The sequence below is a fragment of the Pantoea septica genome (genome assembly GCF_002095575.1).
GTDB lineage: Bacteria > Pseudomonadota > Gammaproteobacteria > Enterobacterales > Enterobacteriaceae > Pantoea > Pantoea septica.
Map to the genome: position 1 here is coordinate 25,192 of NZ_MLJJ01000022.1, position 26,690 is coordinate 51,881.

Here is a 26,690-nt window from a genome sequence, read left to right on the forward strand (position 1 = left end):
GCTTTTACTGAGGGTATGATTCATGCCGGCAGGTAAAGGGTGATGGCGCATAAATGTGATCAATCAAGCAAAAACAGGCGGAGCCTATGATTCACCGCGCAAAATTAATATTTCATATTTTATGTTTGCGATAGAAATAATCTATTTTCACTGGACATCTGCACACCATGGGGAGAAGACATGTCCAGAGAATCCTACCTTACGCTAAATAAAGCCTCAGGGCCGAACAGCAACGCCCGCACCGAACCTTTTGTTAAAGTCATTGCCGTGGTCGCTACGCTTGGCGGGCTGCTGTTCGGCTACGACACCGGCGTCATCTCGGGTGCGCTGCTGTTTATGGACCCGGAACTCCATCTGACGCCGTTTACCACCGGTCTGGTGACCAGCAGCCTGCTGTTTGGCGCGGCCTTTGGCGCGCTGCTCTCTGGCCATTTCGCGGCAGCGGCCGGACGGAAAAAAATTATTCTGGTGTTGGCCGTGATCTTCGCTATGGGCGCTTTGGGCACCTCAATGGCGCCGGATGTGGCCTGGATGATTTTCTTCCGTCTGGTGCTGGGCGTCGCCGTCGGCGGCGCGGCGGCCACCGTGCCGGTCTATATCGCGGAAATCGCGCCAGCGAACCGACGCGGCCAGCTGGTGACGCTGCAGGAGCTGATGATCGTCTCCGGCCAGATGCTGGCCTATATCTCCAATGCCGGTTTCAACGCCGCCTGGGGCGGTGAAACGACCTGGCGCTGGATGCTGGCGGTAGCGACGCTGCCAGCGGTACTGCTTTTCTTCGGCATGATGTTTATGCCAGACACGCCGCGCTGGTACGCGATGAAAGGGCGCCTGGCCGATGCGCGCCGGGTGCTGGAGCGGACCCGCGCTCGCCAGGACGTCGAATGGGAGCTGACGGAAATAGAAGAGACGCTAACGGAAGAGCAGCAGCAGCGCCCGCGGTTAAGCGAGCTGCGCAAACCCTGGTTGTTTAAGCTCTTTTTGATCGGTATGGGTATTGCGGTCATTCAGCAGCTGACGGGCGTCAACACCATCATGTATTACGCGCCGACCATGCTGAAAGCGGTCGGCATGGATGACAGCGCGGCGCTGTTCGCCACAATCGCCAACGGCGTTATCTCAGTGTTAATGACCTTTGTCGGCATCTGGCTGCTGGGAAAAATGGGGCGGCGAACGCTGACCATGATTGGTCAGTTCGGCTGCACCGCCTGCCTGGTTTTTATCGGCGCGGTGACGCTGTTTATGCCGGAAACCGTTAATGGGCAGCCGGATATGTGGCGCAGCTATATGGTGCTGTTCGGCATGCTGCTGTTTTTAAGTTTTCAGCAGGGCGCGTTGTCGCCGGTGACCTGGCTGCTGCTGTCGGAAATATTCCCAACGCGTCTGCGCGGTATTTTTATGGGCGGCGCGGTATTCGCTATGTGGATCGCCAATTTCCTTATTTCGCTAATGTTTCCGGTGCTGCTGGCAAGCGTCGGTCTGGCAGGCGCTTTCTTTATCTTTGCGCTGGTGGGGATTGCAGGCGCGATATTTGTCATTAAATGCGTACCGGAAACGCGTAATCGCAGCCTGGAGCAGATTGAACACTATCTGCATGAAACCCTCTCAAGCGACGATGAGTTTGTGCGCGAACCCCTGAGACAGCCGGCAAATAAAACATCATAATTAAAGGTTATCAATTTGAATCTGAGCCGGCGTCTGCGCCGGCTTTTTTTTATCCATTTGTGCCGAGGATTAACCTTTTCATGCTCGCTTACGCTTAACGCTCAGGCTGGCGTCATATGATCCAGGCAGACACTATTTGTAAAATATCATGTAAAAAGCACTTTATATCGCCTCTTATCCTCAGGTTACAGGCGATTAAGCCCTTCAACCTTCAATGAAAACGATTTCAGCCGCGCGCTTTTATCCGGTGGTGCATTGTTAATTCACCGTTAATAACACACTGAGAATTCCATTAAGTTTCTGCTATGGAATTTTACCTGCGCGCTTCGGAATTTTCTGGAGTAGAAAATTAATTTATTTTTTTATCTGAATTGGGTAATCTTGTCGCTACAGTTTTATTAAACCCCTTAGTCAAGGATAGTATAATGAGTGACGCATTTAAAGTTCTGAACAACATTCGCACATTACGTGCTCAGGCACGCGAACTGCCATTGAGCGATCTGGAAGAAATTCTGGAGAAATTAACCGTCGTCGTCACAGAACGTCGTGAAGAAGTGGAAGCTGAAGAAGCGCAGAACCGCGAAAAAGAAGAAAAGCTTTCTAAATACCGCGAAATGCTGCTGGCTGACGGTATCGACCCGAACGAATTACTGGGCGCGCTGGAAACCGGTAAAAAACGCGCCAAGCGCGCGCCGCGTCCCGCTAAGTATTCTTATACCGACGAGAATGGCGAAGTAAAATCCTGGACCGGCCAGGGCCGTACTCCGGCGGCAATTAAAAAGGCGCTTGATTCCGGCAAAAGCCTTGACGATTTCCTGATCGGCTAAATTTACCCAATCCTTGCAAGTGGGAGCCGGTGGCCTGAACAGCCACCGGCTTTTTATTTTTCCCCCACTGCCAGCGGCTTGCCTCAGGCCGCACGCCTGGCGCTGGCATGCGTACGGCGATGTCTGGCATAATGGCCGCCGTTTTTTCCCTCACTCAGCCATAAAGGTCAATGCCGTGTTAGTAAGCAGCAATATCACCATGCAGTTTGGCAGCAAGCCACTGTTCGAAAATATCTCCGTAAAATTTGGCGGCGGTAATCGTTACGGTTTAATCGGTGCAAACGGCAGCGGTAAATCTACCTTTATGAAAATCCTCGGCGGCGATCTGGCGCCCACCGGCGGTAATGTCTCTTACGATCCCAACGAACGCATCGGCAAGTTAAGGCAGGATCAGTTCGCGTTTGAACAATATAGCGTGCTGGACACCGTCATCATGGGTCACCATGAATTGTGGGAAGTAAAGCAGGAGCGCGACCGCATATATGCTTTGCCGGAAATGAGCGAAGAGGAAGGCTATAAAGTCGCGGACCTTGAAGCGCTTTACGGCGAAATGGATGGCTATAGCGCCGAATCGCGCGCTGGCGAGTTATTACTCGGCGTAGGCATTCCGGTTGAACAGCATTATGGCCCGATGAGCGAAATTGCGCCGGGCTGGAAATTACGTGTGCTGCTGGCGCAGGCGTTATTTTCAAATCCCGATATTTTGTTACTGGACGAACCGACCAACAACCTGGATATTGATACTATTCGCTGGCTGGAGCAGGTGCTGAACGAGCGTGAAAGCACCATGATCATCATTTCGCACGACCGTCACTTCCTGAATATGGTTTGTACGCATATGGCGGATCTTGATTACGGCGAATTACGCGTATATCCAGGCAACTATGACGAGTATATGACGGCGGCTACCCAGTCCCGCGAGCGTTTATTAGCAGACAACGCCAAGAAAAAAGCGCAGATCGCCGAGCTGCAGTCTTTCGTCAGCCGCTTTAGCGCCAACGCCTCTAAATCGCGTCAGGCGACGTCGCGCGCGAAACAAATTGATAAAATCAAACTGGATGAAGTTAAAGCGTCCAGCCGTCAAAACCCCTTTATTCGTTTTGAACAAGACAAGAAGCTGTTCCGTAATGCGCTGGAAGTCGAAGCGCTTACCAAAGGTTTTGATAACGGTCCGCTGTTTAAAAATCTCAATCTGCTGCTTGAAGTGGGCGAGAAGCTGGCGGTTATCGGCGCCAACGGTATTGGTAAATCCACGCTGCTGAAAACGCTGGTGGGCGAACTTAAGCCAGACAGCGGCAGCGTTAAATGGTCGGAAAACGCGCGCATCGGCTATTACGCGCAGGATCACGCCACCGACTTCGCCGACGACCTGAGCGTCTTCGACTGGATGAGCCAGTGGAAGCAGGAAGGGGATGACGAGCAGGCGGTGCGCAGCATTCTGGGTCGCCTGCTGTTTAGCCACGACGACATCAAAAAACCGGCGAAGGTCCTGTCGGGCGGGGAAAAGGGGCGCATGCTGTTCGGCAAGCTGATGATGCAGAAACCCAATATCCTGATTATGGACGAACCGACCAACCACCTGGATATGGAGTCGATCGAGTCGCTGAATATGGCGCTGGAAATGTATGAAGGCACGCTGATTTTCGTTTCGCACGACCGTGAATTCGTCAGCTCGCTGGCGACGCGCGTGCTGGAGATCAAAGAGGACCGCGTGGTGGACTTTACCGGCACCTACGAAGACTATCTGCGCAGTCAGGGTATTTACTGATTGCTGTCAGCGAGATGAGCAGGGCCTGTCAGTTATTGCAGACGAATAACAATGCCATAAAGCAGGTGGCGTGGACCGAAGAGCAAAGCGTCCCGCGCCAGGGAAGGCGCGGGTCGAGCGAGCAGGGATGCGTAAAGCGACTTTGCGATCGGTCCACGCCACTTGCGTTAGCGCAAAACAGGCAGACAGCTTTATTGAGGGCATAAAGGGGATAGCGCAAGCTATCCCCTTTATTATTTACCACACACTTCGCAGTGCGCATCCTGCGCCACCTTCACGCTGCGAAACTCCGCGCTCATCGCATCATACATCAGCAGCCGCGACGCGGCGGGCGCGCCAAAGCCCGTCAACACTTTAATCGCCTCCATCGCCTGCATGGCGCCAATCACCCCGACCAGCGGCGCCATCACGCCCGCTTCGACGCAGCTTAGCGTCTGCTCGCCGAACAGGCGGCTAATACAGCGATAGCAGGGTGTGCCCGGCTGCCAGGTAAAGACGCTAATCTGGCCTTCCATGCGAATCGCCGCGCCGGAAACCAGCGGCACGCCACGCGACCGACAAAGCCGGTTCAGCTGTTCGCGGATCTGCACGTTGTCGGTACAGTCGAGCACCACCTGATGCCCGGCGATCAGCGCCTCGAGTGCCGCTTCTTCCAGCGCGCCGTTAACGGTATCAATCTGAACATGTGGGTTGATGGCGGCCAGACTCTCCGCCGCCGAGTCCACCTTGGCGCGGCCGATATCCGCGTCATGATGCAGGAGCTGACGCTGCAGGTTCGACAGCGCGACGGTATCGAAGTCGAGCAGGGTCAGCGCGCCGACGCCCGCGCCAGCCAGCCAAGGCGCCGCCGCGCAGCCTAGTCCGCCAAGGCCGACGATCAGCGCGCGGCTCGCCTTGAGCTTCTCCTGACCGTCGAAGTCGAAGCCGCGCAGCACGATCTGGCGGTTATAGCGCAGCATCTCTTCATCGCTGAGTTCAGGCAGCATTATCCCTCCAGCAGCGCATTGAAAGGCTCGACCTCGACCCATTCGCCCGGCTCGACCGCGCCGCGATCGCGCTCCAGCACGATAAAGCAGTTGGCGGCGGCGAAAGAGCTAAAAATGTGCGAGCCCTGATGGCCGGTGCTGAGCACTTCCAGCTCGCCGTCCTCGCTACGGCGCATGATGCCGCGCTGGAAATCGAGGCGGCCAGGAGATTTTTTCAGGCGTGAGGCGGCGCGCGCGCGCAGGCGCGGCGGCAGCGGCGATTCGCTCTGGCCGGTCAGGGCGGCGAGCAGCGGCTGCACCAGCTGGTAGAAGGTGACGGCGGCCGAAACCGGATTGCCCGGCAGCCCGCAGAACCAGCTGCTGGCGAGGCGGCCGAAGGCGAAAGGCTTGCCCGGCTTGATGGCCAGCTTCCAGAAGGTGATGACGCCCAGCTCGTCCAGCATGGTTTTGGTAAAATCCGCTTCGCCGACTGACACGCCGCCGGTGCTGATCACGACGTCGGCCTGCCGATCCGCCTCTTCGAAGGCGCGGTGCAGCGCCTGCGGATCATCTTTGATAATACCCAGATCGATCACTTCGCAGCCGAGCTTGCGCAGCATCAGCGAGACGGCAAAACGGTTAGTATCGTAGATCTGGCCCGGCGCCAGCGGCTGGCCGACCGGCTGCAGCTCGTCGCCGGTGGAGAAAACCGCGACGCGCAGCTTGCGCAGCACGCTGACCTCCGCAAGGCCGAGCGAGGCGAGCAGCGGCAGCTCCGCCGCGCCGAGGCGCACGCCCGCCGCCAGCACCGGCTGGTCCCGACGGATATCTTCGCCGATCAGGCGGATATTTTGGCCCGCACGCACCGGCGCGTTAATCACAATCCCGCCCTCGACCTCGCGCGTCTCTTCCTGCATCACCACCGCTTCGCACCCCGGCGGCACCGGCGCGCCGGTCATAATGCGCACCGCGCTGCCCGCCGGCCAGTCGCCGTCAAAAGGCGCGCCGGCAAAGGCTTTGCCTGCGATCTTCAGCGGCCGATCGGACTGAATATCGGCCAGCCGCACGGCGTAGCCGTCCATCGCCGAGTTATCAAACGGCGGCACGTCGATCGGCGAGGTGACCGGCAAGGCGGTAATGCGGCCAGCCGCCTCCGCCAGCGGCACGCTGACGCGATCGCGCAGAGGCTGAAGCTGCGCCAGCATTTTCGCCTGCGCCTCTTCCAGAGAAATTAATCCTGCGGTAAAGCTTTCCATCATATTAGCAACCTGAGTAAAGACAGTTGCTGACTATTATGGTGCTAATTGCCAGCGGAGTCACATTTCCGCCGCGGCATAAGCCACAATAAAAGGTTATGGCTGACGCGCCAGTTTCCCCTTTACAAGCTCTGACAGGCTTTCTATAGTCAAAAATCATTTAAATTGGCTGAAAACCATTTTAAATCAGTGTTTTCACTCCGGTAAAAGGACAGGGCAAGCGTTATGGTCAAAGCAGTCATCGCCATTCACGGTGGGGCAGGCGCCATTACGCGCTCGGCAATGAGCGCAGAAAAAGAGCAGGCGTACCGTCAGGCGCTGAGCGATATCCTCAGCGCGGGACAGCAGATGCTGGCGCAGGGCGCCAGCGCGCTGGACGCCGTGACCGAAGCGGTGCGGCTGCTGGAGGAGTGCCCGCTGTTCAACGCCGGCAAGGGCGCGGTTTTCACCCATCAGGGCACGCACGAGCTGGACGCCTGCGTAATGGACGGCCGCACGCTGGCGGTAGGCGCGGTGGCGGGCGTGTCGCGCCTGCGCAATCCGGTGCTGGCGGCGCGCAAGGTGCTGGAAGCGAGCCCGCACGTGCTCTTTATCGGCGCGGGCGCGGAGCAGTTCGCGCGGGATAATGGGCTGGAAGAGGTCGATCCCGCTTTCTTTTCAACGCCGGAACGCTGGGAGCAGCTGCAGCGCGCGCTGGCCAGCGACGAGATGGTGCTGGATCATGACGGCGCGGCGAAATCTGACGACCCGCTCGATCCCGACCGTAAATTCGGCACCGTCGGCGCGGTGGCGATCGATGCGGAGGGCAACCTCGCTGCCGCCACCTCGACCGGCGGCATGACCAACAAACAGGCGGGACGCGTCGGCGACTCGCCGCTGCCGGGGGCAGGCTGCTACGCCAGCAACGATACGGTGGCGGTCTCCTGCACCGGCACGGGCGAAGTCTTTATTCGCACTTTGGCGGCCTACGATATCGCCGCGCAGATGCGCTACGGCGGCCATTCGCTGCAGCAGGCGTGCGTTAACGTTATCCACGACGCCATTCCCGAGCTGGGCGGCAGCGGTGGTCTGATCGCCATCGATCGCTTCGGCAACGTGGCGCTGCCGTTCAACAGCGAAGGCATGTACCGCGGCGTGGCGCGCGTAGGCGAAGAGATTGAGGTCGGCATCTACCGCGAAGGCTAAGGAGCAGGCATGACGCAGCAAATGGCGCCGGAGCAGGTTCTGGCGGTACGCAATCTCAACGTGCGCTTCAGCCATGAAGGGCGCGTGACGCACGCGGTGCGCGACCTCTCGCTTGAGGTGCAGCGCGGCGAAACCCTGGCGATCGTCGGCGAGTCCGGCTCCGGTAAATCGGTCACCTCGCTCGCGCTGATGCGGCTGATTGAGCAGGCGGGCGGCGAGGTTAGCGGCGATATACTGCTGCGCCGCCGCAGCGGCGAGCTGCTGGACGTGATGCGCGCAGCGCCGGGCGTGATGCGTCGCGTACGCGGCGCCGATATGGCGATGATCTTTCAGGAGCCGATGACCTCCCTCAACCCGGTTTTCACCGTCGGCGAGCAGATTGCCGAGTCGATCCGCCTGCATCAGGGCAAAGGCCATCAGCAGGCGCTGGCGGAAGCGCGCCGCATGCTCGATCTGGTGCGCATTCCCGAAGCGCAGGGGGTGCTGTCGCGCTATCCGCATCAGCTCTCCGGCGGCATGCGCCAGCGGGTGGTGATCGCCATGGCGCTGTCGTGCCGTCCCGCGCTGCTAATCGCCGATGAGCCGACCACGGCGCTCGACGTCACTATTCAGGCGCAAATCCTGCAGCTGATCCGCGTGCTGCAAAAAGAGATGCAGATGGGGGTGATTTTTATCACCCACGATATGGGCGTGGTGGCCGAAATGGCGGACCGCGTACAGGTGATGTATCGCGGCGACGTAGTGGAGAGCGCGCCGGTGCAGCAGCTGTTCGACGCCCCGCAGCAGCCCTACACCCAGGCGCTGCTGGCGGCGGTGCCGAAGCTCGGCGCGATGAGCGGGCAGCCGCTGCCCGCGCGTTTTCCGCTGCTGCACGCCGGCGGGCAGGCGGAGCCGGAGACGCCGCAGGACACCGCGCGTCGCGATCTCGATCCGATTTTGCAGGTGCGCGATCTGGTGACGCGCTTCGATATTCGCGGCGGCCTGCTTAACCGCGTGAAGCGTCGCGTGCACGCGGTAGAGAAGGTGAGTTTCGATCTCTACGCCGGCGAGACGCTGGCGCTGGTAGGCGAATCGGGCTGCGGCAAATCCACCACCGGGCGTTCGCTGCTGCGGCTGGTGGCGAGCCAGGGCGGCACCATTACCTTCAACGGCCAGCGCATCGACAGGCTTGCCGGCCCGGCGCTGGCGCATCTGCGGCGCGATATTCAGTTTATCTTTCAGGATCCCTACGCCTCGCTCGATCCGCGCCTGACGGTGGGCTTCTCTATTATGGAGCCGCTGCTGGTGCATAAGGCGATGCCGCGCCGCGAGGCGGAACAGCGCGTCGCCTGGCTGCTGGAAAAGGTGGGGCTGCTGCCGGAGCACGCGCAGCGCTATCCCCACGAGTTCTCCGGCGGCCAGCGGCAACGCATCTGCATCGCGCGCGCGCTGGCGCTCAATCCCAAAGTGGTTATCGCCGATGAGTCGGTGTCGGCGCTTGACGTGTCGATTCAGGCGCAGATCGTCAATTTGATGCTCGATCTGCAGCGCGAATTCGGTATCGCCTTCCTGTTTATTTCGCACGATATGGCCGTTGTCGAGCGCATCAGCCATCGCGTGGCGGTTATGTATCTGGGACAGATCGTTGAAATGGGGCCGCGCCAGGCGGTATTCGAGCAGCCGAGGCACCCCTACACCCGCAAGCTGATGGCCGCCGTGCCGGTGGCGGATCCGGCGCATCGTCGGCGCGAACGCGCATTGATGGTGGATGAAATACCCAGCGCCGTGCGCGCGCTGGGCGACGAGCCTGAAGTCGCGCCGCTGATGGAGGTGGCGCCGGGCCATTTCGTCGCGCGCCACGCTATCAGCAGCACCTGACATCACAATCACACTAAGCAGGGATACAGGAGAACACGATGCACAACGCAATGCGTAAAGGGTTACTGGCTGCGGGCGTGATGAGCGCCATGGCGGCGCTGCCCGCCTGGGCGGCAAAAGACGCGGTTATCGCCGTCGGGTCCAACTTCACCACGCTCGATCCTTACGACGCCAACGACACGCTGTCGCAGGCGGTGGCGAAATCGTTCTATCAGGGTCTGTTCGGCTTCGATAAAGAGATGAAGCTGACCAACGTGCTGGCGGAAAGCTATCAGGCAAGCCCGGACGGCCTTACCTACACCATTAAGCTGCGTTCAGGGATTAAATTCCAGGACGGCACTGACTTTAACGCCGAAGCGGTTAAGGTCAACCTGGAGCGCGCCAGCAATCCCGATAATCACCTGAAGCGCTATAACCTGTTTAAATATATCGCCACCACCGAGGCCGTCGATCCCACTACGGTGAAGATCACCCTGAAGCAGCCTTTTTCGGCCTTTATCAACAACCTGGCGCACCCGGCCGCCGCGATGATTTCGCCCACCGCCCTGAAAAAATATGGCAAAGAGATCGGCTTTCACCCGGTCGGCACCGGTCCGTATGAGCTGGTGACCTGGAACCAGACCGACTTTGTGAAGGTGAAAAAGTGGGACGGCTACTGGAAGAAGGGCTATCCGAAGCTCGACAGCATCACCTGGCGTCCGGTGGTGGACAACAACACCCGCGCGGCGATGCTGCAGACCGGCGAAGCGAACTTCGCGTTCCCGATCCCCTTCGAGCAGGCCAAACTGCTGGAGAAGAACGCGAAGCTGAAGGTGGTGACCTCGCCGTCGATCATGCAGCGCTATATCAGCCTGAACGTTACTCAGAAGCCGTTCGACAACCCGAAAGTGCGCGAGGCGCTGGAGTACGCCATCAACCGCGAGGCGCTGACCAAAGTCGCCTTCGCCGGCTATGCGACGCCGGCGACCGGCATCGTGCCGCCGTCGATCGATTTTGCGCAGCGCTACCCGGCGATTCAATATAACCCGGCTAAAGCGCGCGAGCTGCTGAAGGAAGCGGGCTACCCCAACGGCTTTGAAACCACGCTCTGGTCGTCGCATAACCACAGCACTGCGCAAAAAGTGCTGCAGTTTACCCAGCAGCAGCTGGCGCAGGTGGGCGTGAAGGTTAAAGTGACGGCGATGGACGCCGGCCAGCGCGCCGCCGAAGTGGAGAGCAAAGCGCAGAAAGAGAGCGGCGTACGCATGTTCTACACCGGCTGGTCCGCCTCTACGGGCGAAGCGGACTGGGCGCTGACGCCGCTGTTCGCCACCACTTCCTGGCCGCCGGCGATCTTCAATACCGCCTTCTACAGCAATCCGCAGGTGGATAAAGATCTGGCCGATGCGCTGAAGACCACCGATCGCGAGCGCAAAGCCAGCCTCTATAAAGACGCGCAGGATAAAATCTGGAACGACCATCCGTGGATCCCGCTGGTGGTGGAGCAGTTGGTTTCCGCCAACACCGCGTCGCTGACCGGGTTCTACGTGATGCCCGATACCTCATTCAGCTTTGACGAGGCCGACCTGAAGTAACCCGATCGGCCAGCCCGCGCGGGCTGGCCGCCGCTGCGCAGGATTTCGCATGCTTAACTATTTTATTAAACGTCTGCTCGGGCTGATCCCGACGCTGCTGATTGTCGCGGTGCTGGTGTTCCTGTTTGTACACCTGCTGCCGGGGGATCCGGCGCGCCTCATCGCCGGTCAGGACGCCGACGCCACGGTGGTGGCGCTGGTGCGCCAGGAGCTGGGTCTGGATCAGCCGCTGCCGCAGCAGTTCTGGCACTTTATTCTGAATGCGCTGCAGGGCGATTTCGGCCATTCGCTGGTGTCGAAGCGGCCGGTCGCCGAGGAGATAGCCACCCGCTTTATGCCGACGCTGTGGCTGACGCTGGCCAGCATGATCTGGGCGGTGATTTTCGGCATGACGATCGGCATCGTCTCCGCCGTGTGGCGCAACCGCTGGCCCGATCGCCTCGGCATGACGCTGGCGGTCTCGGGCATCTCCTTTCCCGCCTTTGCGCTCGGCATGCTGCTGATGCAGGTTTTTTCGGTGGAGCTGGGCTGGCTGCCGACCGTCGGCGCCGACAGCTGGCGGCACTATATTCTGCCGTCGATTACGCTGGGCGCCGCCGTGGCGGCGGTGATGGCGCGCTTTACCCGCGCCTCGTTCGTCGAGGTGATGCAGGAAGACTATATGCGCACCGCGCGCGCCAAAGGGGTGCGCGAATCGCTGGTGGTGGTCAAACACGGCCTGCGGAATGCCATGATCCCGGTGGTCACCATGATGGGCCTGCAGTTCGGCTTTCTGCTCGGCGGCTCGATCGTAGTGGAAGTGGTCTTCAACTGGCCTGGCCTTGGCCGCCTGCTGGTGGATTCGGTGGAGATGCGCGACTACCCGGTGATCCAGGCCGAAGTGCTGCTCTTCTCGCTGGAGTTCATCCTGATTAACCTGATTGTCGATCTGCTCTATGCGGCAATCAATCCCGCTATTCGCTACAGGTAAGGAGTCGCAATGAAAAACTGGCGACGCGAAGCGGTGCTGAAAAGCCTGCCGCTGACGACGGAAAATCGGGTTCGAACGCCCTGGAGCGAGTTCTGGCGACGCTTTCGCCGCCAGCCGGTGGCGATGACCGCCGGGCTGTTCGTGCTGCTGCTGATCGTGCTGGCGTTTATCGCGCCGCTGATCGCGCCGTTCGACGCTGAGAACTATTTCGATTATGACCGGCTCAATCAGGGACCTTCGCTGATGCACTGGTTCGGCGTCGATGCGCTGGGTCGCGATATCTTTAGCCGCGTGCTGGTTGGCACCCGCATTTCGCTGATCGCCGGCTTCTTTTCAGTGGCCATCGGCGCGGCCATCGGCACCTTCTTCGGCCTGCTGGCGGGCTACTACGAGGGGGTCTGGGATCGCGTCACCATGCGCATTTGCGACGTGCTGTTCGCGTTTCCCGGCATTCTGCTGGCGATTGCGGTGGTGGCGATTATGGGCAGCGGCATGAGCAACGTGATTATCGCGGTGGCAATTTTCAGCATTCCGGCGTTCGCCCGCCTGGTGCGCGGCAATACGCTGGTGCTGAAGCATCAGACTTATATCGAGTCGGCGCGCAGCATCGGCGCGTCTGACGCCACCATTCTGCTCAGGCATATTCTGCCCGGCACGGTGTCGTCTGTCGTGGTCTACTTCACCATGCGCATCGGCACCTCGATTATTACCGCTGCCAGCCTGTCGTTTCTCGGACTCGGCGCGCAGCCGCCGACGCCGGAGTGGGGCGCGATGCTCAACGAGGCGCGCGCCGATATGGTGCTGGCGCCGCACGTGGCGATTTTTCCCAGTCTCGCGATTTTTCTCACGGTTTTAGCATTTAATTTGCTTGGCGACGGGCTACGCGACGCACTCGATCCTAAACTCAAGACATGAAAAAATTCGATTACGAGCAGGACTTTAAAACCATCGATTTCCGCAAGCAGCCGGAGCGCTATCAGGTCGGGCGCGGCGAGCAGGGCGTGCTGATGGTGGAGCCTTATAAAAGCGAGATCTTGCCGCACTGGCGCTTTCGCACCGTGCCGATTGCCGAAGCGTCGGCGGCGAAGATCATGGAGCTGTTTGAAGCCTACCGCGCGCAGGATGATTTTGTCGGTATGGATATGGCGCGCAAGTTCATCCAGATGGGGTATACCCGCGCGCGCCGCTACAGCAATCACAAGGGCGGACGCAAGTACGACGCCGACGGCAACGAGCTGCCGCGCGGCGTCGACGAAGAAAAGGCCGCTGCGGCGGCCGTTTTCAAAGCCTACTGGGATCGCCTGCGCGAAGATGAAGACTACCTGACGCGCAAGCAGGCGCATCAGAAGCTGTACGGCTAAATCAATCTTGCCCGCTATCAGCTGAATTCGCTATCCATCTCACCCGACGCGGGCCTCATTCGGCACCTGACCATGGCGTGCGCGTTTTCGTCGCGTTCCGCCTGAAATTTCCGTGCTGTTTGTAGGGGGATTATGGCGTCTTTTCAGTAAGATAAGCGGCGATTCTGCCGGGTAAAAAGGCGGCGATCTGCCCATATGTTACGTAAATAACTGCAAACGTCGCGGTCGGATGGTTAGAGGCTAACTGCCGGGAATTTCAGCGAAAATTCTCATCCGCCACAGGCGCAGCATTTGTCAATAATCAGAACAGGGTTGAGTTTAGCGCGGCCTGGTGCTTAAATACTGAATTCAAATTTACTGTGAATTCAATAATAAGCAGATAACAAGGCAGCTGCGGACACCTGTCGCCGCAGTCGACTAAGTGGATAATGTGAGAGCGCAATGATGAAAGAGATCGTTAACGGATTTCTGAGTTTTCAACAGAATGTGTTTCCTGAAAGGAAGGATCTTTTCAAAAGCCTGGCGTCGAACCAAAATCCGAAAGCGCTGTTTATCTCCTGTTCCGACAGCCGTTTAGTACCGGAGCTGGTAACCCAGCAGGAGCCGGGCCAGCTCTTCGTGATCCGCAACGCGGGGAATATCGTGCCGCCGTTCGGGCCAGAGCCAGGCGGCGTATCGGCCACCATCGAATATGCGGTTATGGTGCTGGGCGTAAGCGAAATTATCATCTGCGGTCACTCCAACTGCGGCGCGATGAACGCTATCGCCTCGTGTCAGTGCATGGACAATATGCCGGCGGTCGATCACTGGCTGCACTATGCGGATGCGGCGAAAACGGTGGTGGAAGAGCGCGAATACGAGACGCCGGAAGCGAAGCTGAACGAGATGGTCAAAGAGAACGTCATCGCCCAGCTGAACAATATCAAGACGCATCCGTCCGTGGCACTGGCGCTGCGTAAAGGCAAAGTGCGCCTGCATGGCTGGGTCTACGATATCGAATCAGGCAAAATCATCGCCCTGACCGAAGGCGGCAAGAGCTTTATCTCGCTCTCCGATAACCCGGAAACCTGCTTCGAGTAAGCCTCCCGCCCGCCGCACGCGCAGCGGGCGTTTTTTTCTGTTTCTCCCGGCGCGTTCTCAATGGATTATCTAAGCTATTAACGTCCTGTTTCCACTTGAGAACTGACTATGCGCAAAATTTCCTTGTTGACCCTGATGGCGAGCGCCATGCTGCTGGCGGGATGCACCTCGCACGTTGCCGATAAACAGCAATATTCCGGTTTTATCACTGACTACAGCCAGCTTAAACCCGCCACCTCCGCCAGCGATCGCCCCACGCTGCGCTGGATCTCGCCCGATTATCGTGACGGCGACTATACCTCGGTAGTTTATACGCCGGTAGTTTACTATCCGGCGGCTAAGCCGACGGCGCGCGTCAGCCAGCAGACGCTGGATCAGATCCGCAGCTACGCCGATTCTCGTCTGAAAGCGGCGATTGGCGAACGCAAAAAGCTCGTGACTCAGCCTGGCCCGCATACGCTGATCGTTCGCAGCGCCATTACCGGCGTGACGGCGGAAAACGAGGGCGTTCAGTTCTATGAGGTGGTGCCGGTGGCGGCGGTGATCGCCAGCACCATGGCGGCCACCGGCCACCGCACCCAGAATAGCGCGCTGTTTCTGGAGATAGAGGCGCGCGACGCCCAGACCGGCAAGCCCCTGATTAAGGTGGTGCGCAAGGCGTTCGGCAAGCCGATTAACAACAGCAGCGCGCCCATCACCTACGCCGACGTGAAAAGCGCCATTGACGATACGGTCAGCGACACCGTGCACTTCAGCGCGCCCTGAGTCGCGCGCCGAGGGCAGGGAAGCCTTCTTTAATCTTTTGTAAAGCCTGAACATTATCTTGTCGCGCTGGCTACGCTTAAGCTCATCCCCTGACGACTGGAGCACACTATGGCCCGACTGACTGCCGCGCTGCTACTCGGCGGCGCGCTGTTTACTCTCCCCGCGCTGGCGGAGGAGCTGCAGGTTCAGGTTTTGCAGGACAAGCTTAATCATCCCTGGTCAGTGGCGTTTCTGCCGGACAATCAGACGCTACTGATAACCGAACGGAGCGGAGAGCTGCGCAGCTGGCGGCCCGACAGCGGCCTGTCGCAGCCGATCGAAGGGGTGCCGAAAGCGGCGGTGCGCCGCCAGGCGGGACTGCTCGACGTGGTGCTGGCGCCGGACTTCGCGCAGAGCCGCCGCGTGTGGCTCAGCTATACCGAAGCCAGCAGCAGCGGCGAACTGGGCGCTGTGGTCGGTTACGGCCAGCTCAGCGCAGACAACCGGCGACTGACCGGCTTCAGGCCGGTGATCCGGCAGACGCCTGCGCTTTCGGCGGGCAATAACCTCGGCACGCGTATGGCCTTCGACCGCGACGGCTATCTCTATATCGTTTTCGGCGATAACTTTCACAGCGGCAGCGCGCAGGATCTCGACAAGCTGACCGGCAAAATCCTGCGGCTGAATCAGGACGGCAGCGTGCCGCAAGATAATCCTTTCGTCGGCCGCAGCGGCGCGCGCCCGGAGATTTGGGCCTACGGCCTGCGCAATCCGCAGGGGCTGGCGCTGAATCCCTGGACGCAGCAGATATGGGAAAGCGAGCACGGCCCGCGCGGCGGTGACGAGGTGAATATTCCGCAGAAAGGCAAAAACTACGGCTGGCCGCTGGCGACCTGGGGCATCGACTACAACGGCAGCAAGGTACCGGAGTCGAAAGGATCGCACGTGGAGGGCACTGAGCAACCGGTGTTTTACTGGAAACAGTCGCCTGCGGTGAGCGGCATGGCCTTTTATAACAGCGCGCGCTTTCCGCAGTGGAAAAACTCGCTGTTTATTGGCGCGCTTAAGGATATGAGCCTGATACGGCTTAGCCTCAACGGCGAAAAAGTCGTTGAGACGCAGCGTCTGCTTACGGATCGCGGCGAGCGTATCCGCGACGTGCGTCAGGGGCCGGACGGCTATCTCTACGTGCTCACCGACAGCGACAACGGCAAGCTGCTGAAGGTGGGACTCGTCGAGGCGGGCGGCGCGTCCCGCGGTTAATCAGCGCGCCCAGCGGCAGACTTGCCAGCCGCGGTTCAGCGCCTCCTGATGCAGCAGCGCATCCGGATTAATGACGAGCGCATGATCGGCCTGCGCCAGCAGCGGCAGGTCGTTCATCGAGTCGCTATAGGCCCAGGTATGCGCGAAATCCTGCTCTTGCTGCAGGGCGCGCCAGTCGCTCAGTCGGGCGACCTTGCCCTCTTTATAGGTCATGGTGCCGTAGGTCTGGCCGCTGTAGCGGTCATCCACCACCTCAACGCCGATCGCCAGCGCGCCGTGCGCGCCCAGCCGTTCAGCGATTGGCGTCACCAGATGTTCGCCGCTGGCGGAGCAGATCACCACTTTGTCGCCGCGCTGCTGGTGCCAGTCGATGCGGGCGCGCGCTTCAGGATAGACGCGAGGCAGAATGTCGCGCTGGATCCAGCGGCGCACCCAGCCCGCCACGGTCGGCGCCGCCAGACCGGCCAGCGGCGAAAGCGTCAGCGCCATATAATCTTCCATCGCCAGCGTGCCGGCGTAGTACTCCGCCATCAGCGCCTGCTCTTGCGCCAGCAGCGCTTCACGGGCAAAGCCCTGCGACACCAGCCAGCGCAGCCACAGCCCAGTGCTGTCTGCGCAGATGACGGTTTCGTCGAGATCGAATACGGCTAAGTCCATGGTGGTCTCCTCTGTAGACTCACAACAGCCTGGCAGAATTTTGTGACGGTCTTAACCCTTCTGCGAAAAATCGGAATTTCACCGGCTTTCCTGTGCGCCGCACGCGCGCGAAACTGGTAGACGCGCCCGGCGCACGCCAGGGTTACTCTACTAAACTCTATAAAACTTTACGGTTGGGCGGTTTTTTTCATGCGCTGCAGAGGGTAGCGTTTCACTCTGTAGGTTTTTGCCTTAAAACCGCGATTTAACATGGAATTTCCTCGCACATGACAACTATTCGCTCTTCACGCCGCTTACGGCATGCCGCCGCCGCCTCGTTACTGCTGTTTATCGCCCCCGTTGCTTTCGCTGTGGATGCGCCTGCACCCCCTCAGGTCGAGGCCAAAGCGTGGATATTAATGGATTACGCCAGCGGCAAGGTGCTGGCGGAGGGCAATGCGGACGACCGACTCGATCCCGCCAGTCTGACTAAGATGATGACCAGCTATGTCGTCGGTCAGGCGCTGAAGTCGGGCAAAATCAAGCGCGACGATATGGTGACCATCGGCCAGGATGCCTGGGCGACCGGCAATCCCAAACTGAAAGGCTCTTCGCTGATGTTCCTCAAGCCCGGCGACCGCATTCCGGTGTCGGAGCTGAATAAAGGCATTGTTATTCAGTCAGGCAATGACGCCTGCATCGCGCTGGGGGACTATGTCGCCGGCAGCCAGGACGCCTTTATCGGCCTGATGAACAACTACGTTAAGGCGTTCGGGCTGAAAAACACCCACTTTATGACGGTGCACGGGCTGGATGCAGAAGGGCAGTACAGCACGGCGCGCGATATGGCGCTGATTGGCCAGGCGCTGATCCGCGACGTGCCGGAAGAGTATGCGCTGAATAAAGAGAAAGAGTTTACCTTCAACCATATTCGCCAGATGAACCGCAACCGGCTGCTCTGGAGCACCAACCTGCAGGTCGACGGCATCAAGACCGGCCACACCTCTGGCGCCGGTAATAACCTGGTGGCCTCCGCGACCGAGAACGGTATGCGGCTGATCTCCGTGGTGCTCGGCACCGCCACCGACGCCGCGCGCTTCCGCGAGAGCGAGAAGCTGCTGACCTGGGGTTTCCGCTTTTTTGAAACCGTGACGCCAATTAAGGCGGATAAGCCATTTGCCCAGCAGCGCGTCTGGTTCGGCGATCGCAAAGAGGTCAACCTCGGCGTCGAGAAGGATGCCGCGCTGACGCTGCCGAAAGGGCAGATGAAGAACCTGAAGGCGAGCTATACCCTCACTACGCCGCAGCTTGAAGCGCCGTTAAAGAAAAATCAGGTGGTGGGCACCATCGATTTCCAGCTTGACGGCAAAACCATCGAACAGCGGCCGCTGGTAGTGATGGAGGAGGTATCGGAGGGCAATTTCTTCAGCCGCATCGTCGATTTCGTGCTGATGCAGTTCCACTCCCTGTTCGGCAAGTGGTTTAGTTAAGTAATGCCGGCCGTTAGTCTTTTCAGGCAAACGGCTGCGGAGTGCAGGGAGCGGGTAGCAGGGCTCGAAGAGCAAAGCGTCCCGCGGCAGGGATGCCGCGGGCCGAGCGCGCAGGGATGCCTTGAGCGACTTTGCGATCGGGCCCTGCTACTCGCGACAGCACTATGCCATCCGCTTTCAGACTAAGGGATTGCCTGTCAGCGCCATCAGCTTTGAGGCCAGCGCGCTGCCAGTTTGCTTAATCCTGGATCCAGCCCTTGCGTATCGGCAGGGCGAACAGCGCGCGGTAGGCGGCGTTAAAAGTCGCCAGCATGCGCGCGCCATATCCCTGCCAGGCGAGATGCGACGCCAGACAGCCGAGCAGCCCCACCAGAAATCCGCCCAGCATATCCATCGGCCAGTGCACGCCGAGATAGACGCGCGACCAGGCGATGGCGGTGCCAAGCGCCATCAGGATTACGCCTGACCAGAGGCGATGCCAGAAGATAAACGCCAGCGCGAAGGTGAAAATAGTGGTGCCGTGATCGCTCGGATAAGAGTCGTCAGGCGCATGGTGCAGAAACTGATACCCGAGCCCGATAGCGAACGGCCGCGGATGAGGGAAAAGCTGGCCGACGCACCAGGAGATAGCAAGGGCGTAAATCAAGGCCATGCCGGTTTTCAGCACCAGCACGCGCTGCAGTTTTACCTGGTCGCGCGGCCCCCACAGCCAGAGCGCGACAATCAGCAGCGGCACGATGGCGATCAGATCTTTGGCGATAAAGGTGGCCAGCGCCAGCAGCCAGCCGGGCGAATCGGGCGTCGCGTTAATGGATAAAAACAGAGAGTGGTTAAACGCTTCCATAGGGTAAGAAATCCTCGTGGTATGTCTGCGCCCGTTCGCCGCTGCGCACAAAATGTCAATGAAAAGACCTATTCTGGCGACGCCGCGCGTCGGGATATATAGCGCCGGCTCTTAAATGACGCGCAGGTTTCAGAACGGTTTAAGTTCAGTGACAACGTGCGCATCCCTTATGCGTCTGCCTGCTGCGGCCGGGTAAACCGCAGGCATAAAAAAACCCGTCAGCAAAAAGCTGGCGGGCTCCACAATTTGGGGATTTCAAAGAAAAGCAGTGGCACTTATTCAGACTCACCCTTAACAAAAAAGTTCTGGACTGAGTCAAAAAAATTTTATAAGGGCAAATTCGGCCAGATAATCACAATCAGCGTGCCCGCCAGCGTCAGCAGCACGTTGGCGATGGCGTAGGTGCCCGCATAGCCCAGCGCCGGAATATTGCTGCGCGCCGTGTCGCAGATAATCTCCATTGCCGGCGCGCAGGTGCGCGCGCCCATAATCGCGCCGAACAGCAGCGCGCGGTTCATGCGCAGCACGTAGGCGCCGAACAGATAGCAGATCACTACCGGCAGCAGGCTCACCAGCAGACCGCACAGCAGCATTAGCGCGCCTTCACTGCCGAGGCCCTGGTTGATGCCGCTGCCGGCGCTCAGCCCGACGCCCGCCATAAACACCATCAGCCCGAATTCTTTCACCATGGTTAGCGCACCCTGCGGGATATAGCCGAAGGTGGGATGGTTGGCGCGCAAAAAGCCGAGCATAATGCCGGCGAACAGCAGCCCGGCGGCGTTGCCGATGCCGAAGCTGAAGTTGCTGAACTGAAAGGTAATCAGCCCGATCATTAGCCCGACGATAAAGAAGGCGCAGAACGCCAGCAGATCGGTCACCTGGCTGTGAATCGCGATAAAGCCGATGCGATCCGCCACATTTTTCACGCGCTTCGCCTCGCCGCTGACCTGCAGGATATCGCCTTTGTGCAGCATAATGCTGTCGTCGATTGGCATCTCGATCTGACTGCGGATTACCCGGTTCAAAAAGCAGCCGTGATCGGTGAGATTGAGTTTGCTGAGGCGCTTATTCACGGCATTGTGGTTTTTCACCACAATCTCTTCCGTCACGATGCGCATATCGAGCAGATCGCGGTCAAATACCTCTTTGCCGTTGCGAAAGCTGGCGTCGAGCCGCGCATGGGCGTCTGGATAACCCACCAGCGAAATCTCGTCGCCGAGCTGCAGCACCGCGTCACCGTCCGGGCTGGCGAGAATGCCGTTGCGGCGAATACGTTCGATATAGCAGCCGGTCTGGCGATAGATACCCAGCTCGCGCAGGTTCTTGCCGCCGCTCCACGCCACCAGCTCCGGCCCGACGCGGTAGGCGCGGATGACCGGCAGAAAGACTTTGCGCTGGCTGTCGGCGTCCAGGCCGCGCTCGCGCGCGATTTGCTGGGCGCAGGTGGGCAGATCCTGATGTTGCAGCCGCGGCAGATAGCGCGCGCCGAAAATCAGGCTCACCAGACCTATCAGATAGGTCAGGGCGTAGCCGAGCGAAAGGTGATCCTGCATCAGCGCCAGTTGCCCACCGTCGCTGATGCTCTGTCGCAGGGTGTCGCCCGCGCCCACCAGCACCGGCGTCGAGGTCATTGAACCCGCCAGCATCCCCGCCGTCATGCCGATATCCCAGCCGAAAAGTTTGCCGAAGCCTAGCGCCAGCAGCAGGGCGCTGAGCACCATGACGATCGCCAGCAGAAAATAGTTTTTACCGTCGCGGAAGAAAATAGAAAAAAAGTTGGGGCCCGCTTCTACGCCGACGCAAAAAATAAATAACATAAAGCCGAGGCTCAATGCGGCGGTATTTATCGCGAAGTGTTGTTGGCCGAGTAATAAAGAAACGACTAATACGCCGATGGAATTTCCCAACTGCACTGATCCCAGGCGCAATTTGCCCAGGCAAAGACCGAGTGCTAAAACGACAAATAATAACAGAACGTCATTTCCGCTTAACAAATCTGCGACGTTTATGTTCACTGTTTAACTTCTTGTTTACTTGTAACCTATTGATGGAAGGCCTGTTTTTCGCTATCTTGTGCAGGCCGCGCAGTGAGCCTGCTGCCAGATTTTAACAGGTCACTCTTAGACGGCAGGTATTCTAATCATAAAAATCACCCTCAGCCATTAGCTTAAAATTTCATACCGCTAACGGCCTGTTTCATTTTATTTCCACCAGAGATCGCGGCAGGTTGTTGTCATTGTGATGATTTTCAATAAGTGGGGTGATATGCCACAGCGTTCCTTACGCTGGACCAGTGCGACGCTTGGCGTTGCGCTCTACAGTCTGGTGTTTATTTATGCGCATCGTTACTGGCTGGTGATCAATGCGCCGCTGGGCGGGCAGCCTGAGCTGCTGCTTTTTTTGCTGCCGGGCGCGGTAATGGCGCTGCTGCACGCGGAGAGTCCGCTGAAAAGCACGCTGCTGATGGCGCTCTGGGGCACATTGCTCGGCGTTCTGCTGCTCAACAACTCGCTGCTGGCCCACACCAGCTGGCTGACCCTGTCGGTCTGGAGCCTGAGCGCGCTCTTCTGGGCGGGCAGCGGCGCGCTGCTGGTGCGTCTGGCGCGCATCGTCTGGCGCTGACGCCAGAACGAAAAAACGGGCCGTGTCGGCCCGTTATGCTGGCGAAAAAATCTTATGCGCTCAGGTTTTCTTTGGTCCAGGCAGCGAAGTCGGTGTAGCCGCCGATATGCTGCTCGTCGATGAAAATCTGCGGTACGGTGGTGACGGGTTTGCCCGCGCTTTTCTCCAGATCCGCTTTGGTAATGCCTTCCGCCTGGATATCCACATACTGGTAGCTAAAGTCGTCGCGCTCGGCGCTGAGCTTGTCGGCCAGCTCTTTCGCACGTACGCAATAGGGGCAGCCAGGACGACCAAAAATGACAGTAACCATGAAAAGCTCCTTAATTCAGGCTATTTATGTGACCCATGTCACACAAGCTCAAGGTGGATGGTCAACATGATGCCCGCTCAAACCGCTTAAAGGAAGCAGGAAATGCCTGTTAGTCTGATGCGCGTCGTCTATGCAAGTCTGTGAACCTTGACCATAATTGACGACCTGAACCCGGTGCGACCCAGGAGAATGCTATGCCGAATCTGGCGCGTTTACCCAAAGCTCTGCTGATCATGGAGGCGCTAGGCGGCCTGCTGACGCTGTGCGCGCTGCTGCTGGCTAACCGCTGGCTGCCGCTGCCCGCGCACGCTGACGGCAAGACGCTGGCGACCGCGCTGCTGATTATCGGCATTCTGCTGATGCTGCCCGCCGCCTGGCTGATGATATGGCGCACCGCGCAAGCGATGGCGCCGCAGCTGTTCGGTCGCGCCGTTAATAAAAATGACACTCGCCGGAGACCTTAATGACACCGACTATCGATCTATTGTGCAGCCACCGTTCCATTCGTGCCTTTACCGACCAGGCGATCGGCGCGGAACAGCGTGAGGCGATTATCGCCGCGGCGCAATCGGCGTCCACCTCCAGCTTTCTTCAGTGCTCCTCCATTATTCGCATTACCGATCCCGCGCTGCGCCAGCAGCTGGTAACGCTGACCGGCGGTCAGCAGTGGGTAGCGGACGCGGCGGAGTTCTGGGTATTCTGCGCTGATTTCAACCGCCACCTGCAGATTTGCCCTGATGCCCAGTTGGGTCGCGCCGAGCAGCTGCTGCTGGGCTGCGTCGATACCGCGCTGATGGCGCAAAACGCCATGGTCGCCGCCGAATCTCTTGGGCTGGGCGGCGTCTTTATCGGCGGCATCCGCAACAATATCGCGCAGGTGACCGAGCTGCTCGGCCTGCCGAAATTCGTGCTGCCGCTGTTCGGCTTCTGCATCGGCTATCCTTCTGCCGTGCCTGACCTTAAGCCGCGCCTGCCGCAGGCGATGCTGGTGCATGAAAATCATTATCAGCCGGTCGATCCGCAGGTGCTGGCCGACTACGACAGCCGCACGGCGATCTACTACGAGCAGCGCGACAGCAATCAGCGCAGCGAGACCTGGAGCGAACTCATTCAGCGTCTGATCGTCAAAGAGACGCGCCCCTTTATGCTCGATTACCTGCACCAGCAGGGCTGGGCGACGCGTTAATTCTGAAGAGGTTCGATGATGAAAATCGCTATCCTGTCGCGCGACGGACAACTTTACTCTTGCCGACGCTTGCGCGAAGTTGCCGAGCAGCGCGGGCATGAGATTCAAATCATCGATCCGCTCTCCTGCTACATGAATATCAACCCCGCCTCGCCGGCAGTGCACTACCGCGGCGAGCCGCTCGGCCATTTCGACGCGGTCATTCCGCGGATCGGCTCCGCCGCCACCTTCTACGGCACGGCGGTGCTGCGCCAGTTCGAGATGTGCGGCAGCTATCCGCTCAACGAGTCGCTGGCGATCGCCCGCGCGCGCGACAAGCTGCGCTCGCTGCAGCTGCTGGCGCGTCAGGGTATCGATATGCCGGTGACCGGCTTCGCCTCGTCGCCGGACGATACTCAAGATCTCATCGCCATGGTCGGCGGCGCGCCGCTGGTGGTGAAGCTGGTAGAGGGCACGCAGGGCATCGGCGTGGTGCTAGCGGAGACGCGGCAGGCGGCGGAGAGCGTCATCGACGCCTTTCGCGGCCTGAACGCCCATATTCTGGTGCAGGAGTTTATCCAGGAGGCGCAGGGACGCGACGTGCGCTGCCTGGTGATTGGCGGCGAAGTGGTGGCGGCGATCGAGCGCGAGGCGAAAGAGGGCGATTTCCGCTCTAATCTGCATCGCGGCGGCAAAGCGCATCCGGTGGAGATTACGCCGCAGGAGCGCGCCATCGCGGTCAAAGCGGCCGCGACGCTGGGGCTGGACGTGGCGGGCGTCGATATTTTGCGCGCGCATCGCGGCCCCCTGGTGATGGAGGTAAACGCCTCACCCGGCCTGGAAGGGATCGAAACCAGCACCGGCATCGATATCGCCGGCCTGATGATCGACTGGACAGAGCGCAACGCTCTGCCCGGTTTCAGTCTTAAAACCGGCGGCTGACCCGCGCTTTTCAGCGGTTTTCGTAGCGTCAGGCGCATTTTTTCCGTAAGGTTAGTCGCCTGTTTATTCACCCCTTGGGACACTACGATGGATTCTCTTGTCGTTCCGGATATCGACCTGTTGCGTCGCTGGCTGGATCAGCAAAATATCACCTGGTTCGAATGTGATGCCTGTCAGGCACTTCATCTGCCGCACATGCAAAATTTCGATGGGGTGTTCGACGCCAAAATCGATCTGGTCGACAACGTTATTCTCTTTTCCGCGCTGGCGGAAGTGAAGCCGACGGCGCTGATCCCGCTGGTCGGCGATCTGTCGCAGATCAACGCCAGCTCGCTGACGGTAAAAGCCTTTGTCGACATTCAGGACGACAACCTGCCGAAGCTGATTGTCTGCCAGTCCCTGGCGACCAGCGCCGGGTTGACCTTCGGCCAGTTCGCCAGCTTTATGAAGCAGAGCGAAGAGCAGGTCTCTATGGTAATCATGGAAGCGTTTGCCAATAATCTGCTGATGATGGGCGAAGAAGAAGAGCGTGCGCCGGTCAGCTTCAGCCACTCGCTGCTGCACTAAGCCAGCCGTTTTTCCGCCCCGCTTTAACTGCCGCTTTATGCGGCAGTTTTCATTTTTGCCCCACCATTTTTTATTCTGCATTTTGCCCTTTAATGCCAGATATTTCTCGTGGTTTGTGCCGTTCCTGCCAGACCACATAGCACAAACATGCATAACCTGTCGCTAAAAGGCGTTTTTTACGCTGGGGTATGGTAGCGGCAGGGGAGCGGGGCTATTCTTGCGGGGCTGCATGAGACGTGGATTCGCAGCGCAGGTATCAGTTTTTACTATTAAACTCTCAATGAATATTGATTCATTGTGTCTGTGAATTGACGCACAGCTCGCAGCGCTGGCATTCGCTTTCGCCAGGCCGTGACGATCCGCTCAGGAGGAAATAAAAAGATGTTCAATCAAAAAAAATGGTTGTCAGCTGCGGTTACCGGCGTACTGATGGTCGCCTCTGCAGGATCGATGGCGGAAGATAAAACGCTGCATGTTTATAACTGGTCAGATTATATCTCGGCGGATACGGTGCCGAATTTTGAAAAAGCCTCCGGCATTAAGGTGGTCTACGACGTCTTCGACTCCAACGAAGTGCTGGAAGGCAAACTGATGGCGGGCAGCACCGGCTACGACGTGGTGGTGCCATCCTCCAGCTTCCTGGCGCGCCAGCTGCAGTCCGGCGTATTCCAGCCGCTGGATAAGAGCAAACTGCCGAACTACAAGAATCTCGATCCTGAGCTGATGAAAAAAGTGGCGCAGCACGATCCCGATAACAAATACGCCATTCCTTATCTCTGGGGCACCACCGGCATCGGTTATAACGTCGACAAGGTCAAGGCGGCGCTGGGCGCCGACGCGCCGGTCAACAGCTGGGATCTGGTGCTGAAGCCGGAAAACCTTGAGAAGCTGAAAAGCTGCGGCGTCTCTTTCCTTGACGCGCCGGAGGAGATTTTCGCCACCGTGTTGAATTACCTAGGCAAAGATCCCAACAGTTCAGACGCGAAAGATTACTCCGGCGCGGCGACCGATCTGCTGCTGAAGCTGCGCCCCAGCATTCGCTACTTCCACTCGTCGCAGTACATTAACGATCTGGCGAACGGCAACACCTGCGTCGCTATCGGCTGGTCGGGCGATATCCTGCAGGCGAAAAATCGCGCCGAGCAGGCGAAAAACGGCGTGCATCTCGCCTACAGCGTGCCGAAAGAGGGCGCGCTTGCCTTCTTCGATATGATGGCGATCCCGAAAGACGCGAAAAACCTCGACGCGGCCTACCAATGGCTGAACTACATCATGGATCCGAAAGTGATTGCCGACGTTTCCAATAAGATGTCCTACGCTAACGGTAACAAGGCGTCGCTGCCGCTGATCAATGCCGATATCCGCAACAATCCGGGCATCTTCCCGACGCCAGAAGCGATGTCGAAGCTGTTCGTGCTGAAAGTGCAGGATCCGAAGCTGGATCGCGCGCGCACCCGTGCGTGGACGCGAGTGAAAAGCGGGAAATAAGCGGCTTTTTGCGCATTCGCAATTTACAACCTGGAACAGAGGCGCTGCGCTGGCCTCTGTTTTCTCTTTTTTAGCGGCTGGCTTAGCCGTTCCGCGTAGACCGGAGTGAAC

General features: G+C 59.0%; 25 protein-coding genes. 19 read left to right on the plus strand and 6 right to left on the minus strand.

The genetic code is table 11. The features are described 5' to 3' along the window. The first annotated feature begins 180 nt into the window (after positions 1-180). From HA46_RS13235 to HA46_RS13245, 3 genes are all read left to right on the plus strand, one after another. Positions 181-1,665, plus strand: coding sequence for a sugar porter family MFS transporter (locus tag HA46_RS13235; RefSeq protein WP_084884776.1), 1,485 nt, complete (start codon positions 181-183; stop codon positions 1,663-1,665). Between the two features lie 425 nt (positions 1,666-2,090). Beyond that, positions 2,091-2,492 carry an H-NS family histone-like protein gene (locus tag HA46_RS13240; RefSeq protein ID WP_033751426.1) on the plus strand — a complete coding sequence of 134 codons (402 nt, stop codon included), beginning with the start codon at positions 2,091-2,093 and terminating at the stop codon, positions 2,490-2,492. 175 nt (positions 2,493-2,667) lie between these two features. Then, positions 2,668-4,260 (plus strand): ABC-F family ATPase, encoded by a 1,593-nt coding sequence (locus tag HA46_RS13245; protein WP_084884778.1) that lies wholly within the window; start codon positions 2,668-2,670, stop codon positions 4,258-4,260. A 233-nt stretch (positions 4,261-4,493) separates the two neighbouring features. On the opposite strand, the gene moeB is transcribed toward HA46_RS13245, so the two are convergent. After that, positions 4,494-5,246 carry a molybdopterin-synthase adenylyltransferase MoeB gene (gene moeB / locus HA46_RS13250; protein ID WP_084884780.1) on the minus strand — a complete coding sequence of 251 codons (753 nt, stop codon included), beginning with the start codon at positions 5,244-5,246 and terminating at the stop codon, positions 4,494-4,496. Next, positions 5,246-6,481 carry a molybdopterin molybdotransferase MoeA gene (gene moeA / locus HA46_RS13255; RefSeq protein WP_084884821.1) on the minus strand — a complete coding sequence of 412 codons (1,236 nt, stop codon included), beginning with the start codon at positions 6,479-6,481 and terminating at the stop codon, positions 5,246-5,248. Before moeA ends, moeB begins: the two co-directional genes overlap by 1 nt. Positions 6,482-6,706: 225 nt before the next feature. Here moeA and HA46_RS13260 point away from each other — a divergent pair, with 225 nt between their 5' ends. The 9 genes from HA46_RS13260 to HA46_RS13300 all read left to right on the plus strand — a co-directional run bounded on the left by HA46_RS13260 (position 6,707) and on the right by HA46_RS13300 (position 16,515). Next, entirely contained in the window at positions 6,707-7,666 is a 960-nt protein-coding gene (locus HA46_RS13260) for an isoaspartyl peptidase/L-asparaginase family protein (protein ID WP_033789209.1), read from the plus strand. A 9-nt stretch (positions 7,667-7,675) separates the two neighbouring features. Next, entirely contained in the window at positions 7,676-9,523 is a 1,848-nt protein-coding gene (gsiA, locus tag HA46_RS13265; protein WP_084884782.1) for a glutathione ABC transporter ATP-binding protein GsiA, read from the plus strand. A 38-nt stretch (positions 9,524-9,561) separates the two neighbouring features. After that, positions 9,562-11,097: a glutathione ABC transporter substrate-binding protein GsiB gene (gene gsiB, locus HA46_RS13270; RefSeq protein WP_084884784.1), complete on the plus strand. Its 1,536-nt coding sequence runs from the start codon at positions 9,562-9,564 to the stop codon at positions 11,095-11,097. Positions 11,098-11,146: 49 nt separating this feature from the next. After that, positions 11,147-12,067: a glutathione ABC transporter permease GsiC gene (gsiC, locus tag HA46_RS13275; RefSeq protein ID WP_033751407.1), complete on the plus strand. Its 921-nt coding sequence runs from the start codon at positions 11,147-11,149 to the stop codon at positions 12,065-12,067. A gap of 9 nt (positions 12,068-12,076) precedes the next feature. Then, the gene (gene gsiD, locus HA46_RS13280) at positions 12,077-12,982 is read left to right on the plus strand and encodes a glutathione ABC transporter permease GsiD (protein ID WP_033789216.1); all 906 of its coding nucleotides are present in this window, start codon (positions 12,077-12,079) and stop codon (positions 12,980-12,982) included. Further along, positions 12,979-13,428 carry a DUF4385 domain-containing protein gene (locus HA46_RS13285; protein WP_033751401.1) on the plus strand — a complete coding sequence of 150 codons (450 nt, stop codon included), beginning with the start codon at positions 12,979-12,981 and terminating at the stop codon, positions 13,426-13,428. The genes gsiD and HA46_RS13285 overlap by 4 nt, the downstream gene beginning before the upstream one ends. 444 nt (positions 13,429-13,872) lie before the next feature. After that, a complete protein-coding gene (locus HA46_RS13290; protein ID WP_033751938.1) occupies positions 13,873-14,508 on the plus strand; it encodes a carbonic anhydrase in 636 nt (211 codons plus the stop codon). A 108-nt stretch (positions 14,509-14,616) separates the two neighbouring features. Then, the gene (locus tag HA46_RS13295) at positions 14,617-15,273 is read left to right on the plus strand and encodes a DUF3313 domain-containing protein (RefSeq protein ID WP_033789217.1); all 657 of its coding nucleotides are present in this window, start codon (positions 14,617-14,619) and stop codon (positions 15,271-15,273) included. Positions 15,274-15,381: 108 nt separating this feature from the next. Next, positions 15,382-16,515, plus strand: a complete 1,134-nt coding sequence (locus HA46_RS13300; RefSeq protein WP_084884787.1) for a PQQ-dependent sugar dehydrogenase — start codon at positions 15,382-15,384, stop codon at positions 16,513-16,515. Here HA46_RS13300 and HA46_RS13305 read toward each other — a convergent pair whose 3' ends face one another. Beyond that, complete coding sequence (locus HA46_RS13305) at positions 16,516-17,172, minus strand: HAD family hydrolase (RefSeq protein ID WP_084884790.1); 657 nt, start codon at positions 17,170-17,172, stop codon at positions 16,516-16,518. 266 nt (positions 17,173-17,438) lie between these two features. Between HA46_RS13305 and HA46_RS13310 the strand changes: the two genes are divergently transcribed. Then, positions 17,439-18,641 carry a serine hydrolase gene (locus tag HA46_RS13310; RefSeq protein WP_084884793.1) on the plus strand — a complete coding sequence of 401 codons (1,203 nt, stop codon included), beginning with the start codon at positions 17,439-17,441 and terminating at the stop codon, positions 18,639-18,641. 238 nt (positions 18,642-18,879) lie between these two features. Here the strand turns inward: HA46_RS13310 and ybjG are convergent, their stop codons facing one another. Both ybjG and HA46_RS13320 read right to left on the minus strand, forming a co-directional pair. Then, entirely contained in the window at positions 18,880-19,485 is a 606-nt protein-coding gene (ybjG, locus tag HA46_RS13315) for an undecaprenyl-diphosphate phosphatase (RefSeq protein ID WP_033789221.1), read from the minus strand. A 326-nt stretch (positions 19,486-19,811) separates the two neighbouring features. Continuing rightward, on the minus strand, positions 19,812-21,500 hold the full coding sequence (locus tag HA46_RS13320) for an aspartate:alanine antiporter (protein ID WP_084884795.1): 1,689 nt from the start codon (positions 21,498-21,500) through the stop codon (positions 19,812-19,814). Between the two features lie 250 nt (positions 21,501-21,750). Between HA46_RS13320 and ybjM the strand changes: the two genes are divergently transcribed. After that, positions 21,751-22,107 (plus strand): inner membrane protein YbjM, encoded by a 357-nt coding sequence (gene ybjM / locus HA46_RS13325; RefSeq protein WP_033789558.1) that lies wholly within the window; start codon positions 21,751-21,753, stop codon positions 22,105-22,107. A 52-nt stretch (positions 22,108-22,159) separates the two neighbouring features. Here the strand turns inward: ybjM and HA46_RS13330 are convergent, their stop codons facing one another. After that, on the minus strand, positions 22,160-22,417 hold the full coding sequence (locus HA46_RS13330) for a GrxA family glutaredoxin (protein WP_033751382.1): 258 nt from the start codon (positions 22,415-22,417) through the stop codon (positions 22,160-22,162). A gap of 194 nt (positions 22,418-22,611) precedes the next feature. Here HA46_RS13330 and HA46_RS13335 point away from each other — a divergent pair, with 194 nt between their 5' ends. From HA46_RS13335 to potF, 5 genes are all read left to right on the plus strand, one after another. Then, complete coding sequence (locus HA46_RS13335) at positions 22,612-22,881, plus strand: DUF1418 family protein (protein ID WP_033789226.1); 270 nt, start codon at positions 22,612-22,614, stop codon at positions 22,879-22,881. After that, a complete protein-coding gene (nfsA, locus tag HA46_RS13340; RefSeq protein WP_084884798.1) occupies positions 22,881-23,603 on the plus strand; it encodes an oxygen-insensitive NADPH nitroreductase in 723 nt (240 codons plus the stop codon). Before HA46_RS13335 ends, nfsA begins: the two co-directional genes overlap by 1 nt. Before the next feature lie 18 nt (positions 23,604-23,621). Then, on the plus strand, positions 23,622-24,524 hold the full coding sequence (rimK, locus tag HA46_RS13345; RefSeq protein WP_033789560.1) for a 30S ribosomal protein S6--L-glutamate ligase: 903 nt from the start codon (positions 23,622-23,624) through the stop codon (positions 24,522-24,524). 87 nt (positions 24,525-24,611) lie between these two features. Next, complete coding sequence (locus HA46_RS13350; RefSeq protein ID WP_033789230.1) at positions 24,612-25,091, plus strand: YbjN domain-containing protein; 480 nt, start codon at positions 24,612-24,614, stop codon at positions 25,089-25,091. A 381-nt stretch (positions 25,092-25,472) separates the two neighbouring features. Continuing rightward, entirely contained in the window at positions 25,473-26,579 is a 1,107-nt protein-coding gene (gene potF, locus HA46_RS13355; RefSeq protein WP_033789231.1) for a spermidine/putrescine ABC transporter substrate-binding protein PotF, read from the plus strand. Positions 26,580-26,690: the final 111 nt, after the last annotated feature.

Bases quoted from the DNA above. Each gene is read 5' to 3' on its own strand.
- HA46_RS13285 (WP_033751401.1), top strand. From the start codon at position 12,979: ATGAAAAAATTCGATTACGAGCAGGACTTTAAAACCATCGATTTCCGC.
- nfsA (WP_084884798.1), top strand. From the start codon at position 22,881: ATGACACCGACTATCGATCTATTGTGCAGCCACCGTTCCATTCGTGCC.
- gsiC (WP_033751407.1), top strand. From the start codon at position 11,147: ATGCTTAACTATTTTATTAAACGTCTGCTCGGGCTGATCCCGACGCTG.
- rimK (WP_033789560.1), top strand. From the start codon at position 23,622: ATGAAAATCGCTATCCTGTCGCGCGACGGACAACTTTACTCTTGCCGA.
- potF (WP_033789231.1), top strand. From the start codon at position 25,473: ATGTTCAATCAAAAAAAATGGTTGTCAGCTGCGGTTACCGGCGTACTG.
- moeA (WP_084884821.1), bottom strand. From the start codon at position 6,481: ATGGAAAGCTTTACCGCAGGATTAATTTCTCTGGAAGAGGCGCAGGCG.
- HA46_RS13305 (WP_084884790.1), bottom strand. From the start codon at position 17,172: ATGGACTTAGCCGTATTCGATCTCGACGAAACCGTCATCTGCGCAGAC.
- gsiA (WP_084884782.1), top strand. From the start codon at position 7,676: ATGACGCAGCAAATGGCGCCGGAGCAGGTTCTGGCGGTACGCAATCTC.
- HA46_RS13290 (WP_033751938.1), top strand. From the start codon at position 13,873: ATGAAAGAGATCGTTAACGGATTTCTGAGTTTTCAACAGAATGTGTTT.
- HA46_RS13240 (WP_033751426.1), top strand. From the start codon at position 2,091: ATGAGTGACGCATTTAAAGTTCTGAACAACATTCGCACATTACGTGCT.
- gsiB (WP_084884784.1), top strand. From the start codon at position 9,562: ATGCACAACGCAATGCGTAAAGGGTTACTGGCTGCGGGCGTGATGAGC.
- HA46_RS13310 (WP_084884793.1), top strand. From the start codon at position 17,439: ATGACAACTATTCGCTCTTCACGCCGCTTACGGCATGCCGCCGCCGCC.
- HA46_RS13330 (WP_033751382.1), bottom strand. From the start codon at position 22,417: ATGGTTACTGTCATTTTTGGTCGTCCTGGCTGCCCCTATTGCGTACGT.
- ybjG (WP_033789221.1), bottom strand. From the start codon at position 19,485: ATGGAAGCGTTTAACCACTCTCTGTTTTTATCCATTAACGCGACGCCC.
- HA46_RS13335 (WP_033789226.1), top strand. From the start codon at position 22,612: ATGCCGAATCTGGCGCGTTTACCCAAAGCTCTGCTGATCATGGAGGCG.
- HA46_RS13295 (WP_033789217.1), top strand. From the start codon at position 14,617: ATGCGCAAAATTTCCTTGTTGACCCTGATGGCGAGCGCCATGCTGCTG.
- HA46_RS13350 (WP_033789230.1), top strand. From the start codon at position 24,612: ATGGATTCTCTTGTCGTTCCGGATATCGACCTGTTGCGTCGCTGGCTG.
- HA46_RS13260 (WP_033789209.1), top strand. From the start codon at position 6,707: ATGGTCAAAGCAGTCATCGCCATTCACGGTGGGGCAGGCGCCATTACG.
- ybjM (WP_033789558.1), top strand. From the start codon at position 21,751: ATGCCACAGCGTTCCTTACGCTGGACCAGTGCGACGCTTGGCGTTGCG.
- gsiD (WP_033789216.1), top strand. From the start codon at position 12,077: ATGAAAAACTGGCGACGCGAAGCGGTGCTGAAAAGCCTGCCGCTGACG.
- HA46_RS13300 (WP_084884787.1), top strand. From the start codon at position 15,382: ATGGCCCGACTGACTGCCGCGCTGCTACTCGGCGGCGCGCTGTTTACT.
- moeB (WP_084884780.1), bottom strand. From the start codon at position 5,246: ATGCTGCCTGAACTCAGCGATGAAGAGATGCTGCGCTATAACCGCCAG.
- HA46_RS13235 (WP_084884776.1), top strand. From the start codon at position 181: ATGTCCAGAGAATCCTACCTTACGCTAAATAAAGCCTCAGGGCCGAAC.